Raw genomic sequence first — 6,000 nt, 5'->3', positions numbered from 1 at the left:
GTCTCCTCCATGGAGACATCGAGGCCGACATAGCAGTCCATCTCGCACTCCTTTCTCTGCAGGCTGGTCCGCCATTCTGGCCACCAGCCGGGGAGTGCGCCCGCCCTCAGTTACGCCATGTCTGCTCGGAAATACCGAGCCTGCGGATCAGGTCGGCCACCGGCAGGCCCAGCTCCGCCTGCTTCAGCGCCGCCACGATCTGCTCCACCGAGTATCGCTTTTTCACGGCCAATCTCTCCATCCAATCTGGGGAAATCCGCCGAAAAGCTAACATCAGGACCGGACCACTTCCGCCGGGTCACCTCATTCTTTGTCAGAAGAACCGAAGGCCCGATGTAAGATGATGGCCGTCTCGCTCGTTTGGGTACCTAAACTTGAGGCGCCGATTTCGCGAAAGTCGTGAATCAATTTTTAGCCCGTGTGGGAAAGTCCGATTTGCTAACACCTCTTTAATGAAGCAACCTTTCTCTAGCGGCCACGAATAATTCAGTCTGAGGACCGCATTTACGAACGAGCCGGCCATGAAAGACGCCGAGGAGTTCCTGAACAGGACCCGCCAGTACGCTTCCGAGCTGGCCGCGCAGCGCGCCGAACGGCAGAGCAGGCGCGCGCTCGACCCTCCGGATTTCAGCCGGCTGCGTGAGATCGGTTTCCTCCACGCCAGCGTCCCTGTGGAGCACGGCGGATGGTGGGAAGGCACAAGCGGGTCCATCCGGACCCTAAGCGAGGCTTTCCGCCTCCTGGGCTCCGCTGACCCGTCTATCGCCCTTTCGGCCTCCATGCATCCTGGCGTGCTGGCCTTCTGGCGCGACACGCCACCCCCCGCTGACGATGCCGGTGGACGCGCATGGGCCGCACAGAAGCGCGAGATCTCCGCGTCCACTCTCGAAGGTCATTGGTGGGGCACGATCACCTCCGAGCCGGGCAGCGGCAGCGACATCTCGAAGACACGCGCGACCGCGCGGCGTGACCCGGCTTCGCCCGCGGGGTGGCTGCTAACCGGGGAGAAGCATTTCGGATCGGGCTCGGGCGTAACCTCCTTCATGATCACCTCGGCCCGTCCTGAAGGAGAGATCGATCCCTCTTGGTTCTTCATGAGGGTCAAGGGCGCTCCCTGGGACGGAACCACCGGCATGGCCTTGCGGGCGCGTTGGGATGGGCAAGGGATGGCAGCCACGGACAGCCACGGCTTCGTGTTCGAGAACTTCCCAGCCACGCGTTACGCCTGGCCGGGACATTGGCGTGAAATCCTTGAGGGGCCTGGCGGCTCGGTTGCCATGGTGCAGGTCGCCGTGATCGTCGGCATCGTGGACGCGGCGATGGACTACATGCGAACACAGCTCCGGGCACGGGGCGCACCGTCTGAGCCTCTGCTCCCCTTTGAGAAGATCGAGTGGGTCATCGCGCACCGTGAGGCTTGGCTCGTGCAGCAGGCGTTCGAGGCGGGGCTCCGCATCCTGGAGGAAAAGGGGCGCGCGCGGTTCGACACCAGCATGGCAAAGTCGAACATCGCGACCTTGTCCGAGATGCTCTTGGGACGGCTCTGCCGGGTCGCAGGGGGAGGGGCGTATTCGCGTCGTTCGCCGCTCGGCCATTGGTTCGAGGATGTCCGGGCGATGGGCTATCTGCGTCCGCCTTGGGCCCTTGCTTTCGAAGCGCTCTACAATCTCGGCTGGGCCAACGCCCTGGCTGAACCATCTCCATGAGCGTCATCCCAACCAGACCAGTGGTTTGGGCCACGCCTTAATGAAGCTTTCATCTTTGGTGGGAAGCAGGCGAGGAGGGAGGACCGAGATGCACAGATCCACCTACGCGTCTCGATGCCACGTCTTCGTGACGGCTGGCCTACTAGGCCACCACGAGGGGCGCAATTGCCACGAGGAACGACCGCAGGTCATTTGCAGGCGCCGGCTCCGACGCCTCCCCACTGAGTCTGAAGCCAGAGGAGGTCGTGATGGCCGTGCCTTCGGATCAACAGAGCTTCAAGGCCTTCGAGCGTGACGGCTGGCACAGACGGGCGCCGTTCTACAACGACCACGCTGGGCGCATGACCAAGGATGCGGTGAACCCGCTGCTTGATGCGCTGGACGTGCGGCCAGGCGTCCGGCTGCTCGACGTCTGTTGCGGCCCTGGATACGTGACGGCCGAGGCCGCCGCGCGGGGCGCCGTGGCCGTCGGCGTGGATATCGCCCCAGCGATGGTGGAGGACGCTCGAGCCCGCGCTCCCGATGCTGAGTTCCACATCGGCGACGCCGAAGCGCTCGACGTTGAGGATGCGAGCTTTGACGCGGTCGGCTGCGCCTTCGGTCTGCTTCATCTCCCCAGTCCGGAGCTGGCCATCGCCGAGGCCTTCCGCGTCCTCCGTCCCGGCGGTGCCTACGCCTTCACGGTGTGGGATGGCCCTGAGCGAGCGACGCTTCTCAAGATCGGCATGGGGGCCGTGTTGGCCCATGCGGATATGAGTGTGCCCATGCCCCCAGGTCCGCCGATCTTTCAATTGGCCGAACGGGAGTTCACGCCAGCCGCCCTGAGCCGCATAGGGTTCTGCGATGTGACGATCCAAGAACTCCCACTCGTCTTCCGCGGCTCCCGGGCTGAGGAGGTCTGGGACTTCTTCGAAAAGAGCACCGTGCGGACCATGGGTGTCGTCGCTCAGCAGATACCCGAGATCCAGGCGCGTATACGGGTGGCGGTCGTCGAGGCCGCATCTCGATACGCCGGACCGGGTGGGGTCACCATCCCGAGCCCGGCGCTGCTCTTCGTGGCTCGGAAGCCGGACGGCGCAACGGGCTGATGCCCTCCGAGGCGCCCTGACGCTGACGCAGGGCATGTCCACGGAGACCTGCGCGCCCTAGCATTACAGTTGCGCCCTCCGCTTTAGGTGTGCGTGTCGAGCCTGGGCTTGATGTGCTCTTCGCCACGCGGACCAGCTCAGGATGAAAGCGGGCTGGATGCGTCGCTGGGCCAAGCGGGCGGCGATGCGGCGGATCTCCTGGAGCGACCAGCGGACGAGCCAGCGCCCTTCCGACTCAGGCGCGTCGGGGTTTGCTCGGCTGCGGCGTTGGCGCAATGGCGGGTCACGGCGAGGATGGCAAAGGCGAGCATCACCAGCGAAACGTGACGGTGCCAGCCGTGCCAGGTGCGGCTCTCGTTGTGGTCGAGGCCCAGTTCATTCTTGGCGGTCTCGAAGCTGTCCTCGATGGCCCAGCGCCGGCCCTCGAACGCGACCAGGGTTTCGATCGGAGTGCCGGCCGGGCACCACGTGCTGAAAAAGGCGAGGTCGCCGTCCGCGACGTGGCGGCGGATCAGCAGGCCGCGGGTCCAAACACCCTCGTAGCCGCCGACATAGGCGTCGGCCTCGAGGTGGGCGAGTTCGAGATAGGCCCAGTCGTGCACGCGCGGCCCCACCGTGCCTGCGCCCGCCGAAAGCGGGCACCATGCCGTGGGAGGCAATTTCGCTGAAATTTCTGCGGCCGCGCCGGCGACCTCCGGCTTGTCGATCCAGGAATTGAACTCGTGCGCCCCGGTGACGCCCAGCACGTAGCCCTTGCCGGCCCGGCGCAGCGCCATCTCGATCTCGCCTGTGCCATAGACCGTGTCGGCCGCCACCCAGGCGAAGGGGACGCCTTGCTCAATGGCGCGCTCGATCATGCCCAGCGCCAGCCGTGACTTGGTGGCGAAGTCCACGGTCTCGGGGATGTGGGCGGCCGCGCGCCGGTCGGGATCCTCGGCCCAGGCTTGGGCAGATAGAGCGCGCGGTCGATCAGCGCATGGCCATGCCGCGACACATAGGCCGCAAAGACGCCGATCTGGCAGTTGGTGATCTTGCCCGCCGAGCCCGTGTACTGCCGCCCCACGCCGCAGGACGCCTTGCCCTGCCTGAGAAAGCCGGTTTCATCCAGGACCAGCACGGCGTCCGGGTCAGCCAGTGTCTCAAGGGCGTAGTCGCGCGCTACGTCGCGCAAGTCCTCCGCGTCCCAGCGTGCGCGGCCCAGCACCGCCTGCTGGCGCCAGGGGCCGGGATCTCCGGCGGCCTCGGCGCGCATCCAGCCGGTCTTGCGGCGCTCGGGCCGAGCAGTCCGTCGAGAAAGAGCGCGGCCGAGCGAGCGGTGCGCTCCTGCTCGAAGACGGGTCGCATGCGCGCTTTGGGCGCGCGCAGCGACGACGCCCAAAGCTCCAGCGTCGTCTCGAAGGATGCACCCGCCATCGTGATCACTCCTGCCACAGCAGCAGGACACAAGAACAGTCAATCGCGCCGCAACTGTAATGCTAGGCGGTGCCTCGCTGGTGCTCGTTTGCGCGCTCCGCGTCCTTACCCATGAGCAGGGAGAGAACGAGGCCGATGCCCATTCCCCACACGCTGTTGATCACGATGGTAGTCAGCATCCGGACGGGGATGAATCCTCCGCCGACCGGAAGCCCCTTGAGCGGGGCCACGACGAACCAGCCGACCAGCACGGAAAGGAGACCGAAGCCCAATCCCAGTAGCCACAGCGGAGCGCGCGGCAGCCAGGGCAGCGCCAGACCCAAGGCGAGGCCGTACAGGCCTCCCCAGAAACATCGGTTGATCAGCATCGGCACCCCGAGGGGGGGCACGGGGTTCATGCCGTAGGGAGCCACGGTGGGGACCCCGGAGGCGTTGAGCAGCGCCGACGTGCCTTGGTGAAAAATCAGCACCGCAATCACGGCGGCGACGAAGCCCAAGAGGGCTCGCTTCGATGCCGACATGGCCATGTCCTCCTGCTCGTCGCGGCGCTGCCCTCGTGTCTGGCCCGCGCCTCCCGACGAGCTTCTGTGACGGTACCGCACCATCGAGACCCGATGGCACGCTTCTTTTGCCGGGCTCCATCGGCCGCGGTCGTGTGCCCAGCTCAGGTCCCGTGCTTAAGTTCGCCCGTGTGGGCCTCGAGGCGGGGCCGATGTCGCAATGGCTTCATGCCGGGCTCAAGGCCGCAGGGTTGCCGGTGGTGTTGCTCGAGACGCGGCAGCTGCGGGCGGCGACCAAGGCCATGCCGAGCAAGGCCGGCCGGGCTGATGTGCGTGCCATCGCCCAGATGGTCCGGACCGGTTGGTTCCGGGCCGTGCACGTGAAGTCCGAACTCTCCCAGGAGCTTCGGGCGCTGCTCACTGCGCGCAAGCTGCTCGTGGGCAAGCTGAGGGACATCGACGACAGCGTCCGTGGCCTGCTGCGCGGCTTTGGCCTGAAGGTCGGCCTCGCCGGTGAGCGCCTTTCCCAGCCGTGTCCGCGAGCTGGCCGCGGAGCGCGAGAGCCTGGCCGCCGTGATTGAGCCGCTGTTGCGGGTGCGCGAGGTCCTGCTGTTCGAGCGGGACGCCTGCACGGTCTGGTGGCCCGCGCCACACGCGACGATGCGGTCTGCCGCAGGCTCATGAGCGCGCCTGGTGTCGGGCCCGGTCACCGCGCTCACTTTCTGCTCGGCGGTGGATGACCCCGCCCGGTTCCGCCGGTCGCGTGCCATGGGCGCCCACGTCGGCCTGACGCCAAGGCGCTACCAGTCCGGCGAGACTGATCGTGTGGGACACATCAGCAGGCAAGGCGACGGTCTGGCGCGCCAGGCGCTCCCCGAGGCTGCGAGTGTGCTGCTGACCCGCACAAGCCGCTGGTCGTCGCTCAAGGCGTGGGGCATGGCGGCCGCGAGGCGCTCGGGCCTGGCCGTAGCCTGTTGCGGCTCGACACCGGCCACGAACAGAAGTGAGGAACCCACGACGTGACCACCACACCGGTTATTGACCGACCCGAGTACAGGAGGCGCTTTTAGGCTCTCGTCGGCAACATCTGGGCTTTCCACGAGCGCAAAGATGAGCCCGGGGCGCGCTCTCATCAATCTAGATCGCTGCACATGTGCTTCCCGGATCGCCGCAAATCTATCCGTAGCAGGGCTGAATGGATCGGTGGGCCGCTCGATCCATGGTGCCCGCCCTGCGTCGCGACTGGGACGCCCTGAGCCAGAGATGCATCCGCGTGGCCCACAGATCTGACGC

General features: G+C 66.5%; 5 protein-coding genes and 2 pseudogenes. 4 read left to right on the top strand and 3 right to left on the bottom strand.

Annotated features, from left to right (window positions below; all coding sequences use genetic code 11):
• Positions 1-115: 115 nt before the first annotated feature.
• A pseudogene (locus JTJ31_RS15810) lies at positions 116-241 on the bottom strand (transposase); the annotation flags it as partial.
• Positions 242-521: 280 nt separating this feature from the next.
• Between JTJ31_RS15810 and JTJ31_RS15805 the strand changes: the two are divergent.
• Positions 522-1,706 (top strand): acyl-CoA dehydrogenase family protein, encoded by a 1,185-nt coding sequence (locus tag JTJ31_RS15805; RefSeq protein ID WP_207539689.1) that lies wholly within the window; start codon positions 522-524, stop codon positions 1,704-1,706.
• Between the two features lie 248 nt (positions 1,707-1,954).
• Positions 1,955-2,794 carry a class I SAM-dependent methyltransferase gene (locus JTJ31_RS15800; protein WP_207539688.1) on the top strand — a complete coding sequence of 280 codons (840 nt, stop codon included), beginning with the start codon at positions 1,955-1,957 and terminating at the stop codon, positions 2,792-2,794.
• Between the two features lie 137 nt (positions 2,795-2,931).
• Here the strand turns inward: JTJ31_RS15800 and JTJ31_RS15795 are convergent.
• A pseudogene (locus tag JTJ31_RS15795) lies at positions 2,932-4,207 on the bottom strand (IS701 family transposase).
• A 62-nt stretch (positions 4,208-4,269) separates the two neighbouring features.
• Positions 4,270-4,728: a hypothetical protein gene (locus tag JTJ31_RS15790; protein WP_207539687.1), complete on the bottom strand. Its 459-nt coding sequence runs from the start codon at positions 4,726-4,728 to the stop codon at positions 4,270-4,272.
• Positions 4,729-4,919: 191 nt separating this feature from the next.
• On the opposite strand from JTJ31_RS15790, the gene JTJ31_RS15785 reads away from it, so the two are divergent.
• A complete protein-coding gene (locus JTJ31_RS15785; RefSeq protein WP_207539686.1) occupies positions 4,920-5,288 on the top strand; it encodes an IS110 family transposase in 369 nt (122 codons plus the stop codon).
• Between the two features lie 112 nt (positions 5,289-5,400).
• On the top strand, positions 5,401-5,730 hold the full coding sequence (locus JTJ31_RS25410) for a transposase (RefSeq protein ID WP_207539685.1): 330 nt from the start codon (positions 5,401-5,403) through the stop codon (positions 5,728-5,730).
• Positions 5,731-6,000: the final 270 nt, after the last annotated feature.

The sequence above is a fragment of the Sabulicella rubraurantiaca genome (assembly GCF_017355885.1).
Lineage (GTDB): Bacteria > Pseudomonadota > Alphaproteobacteria > Acetobacterales > Acetobacteraceae > Roseococcus > Roseococcus rubraurantiacus.
The sequence above is the reverse complement of the archived record's forward strand: the minus strand, read 5'-3'. Positions and strand labels throughout refer to the sequence as shown.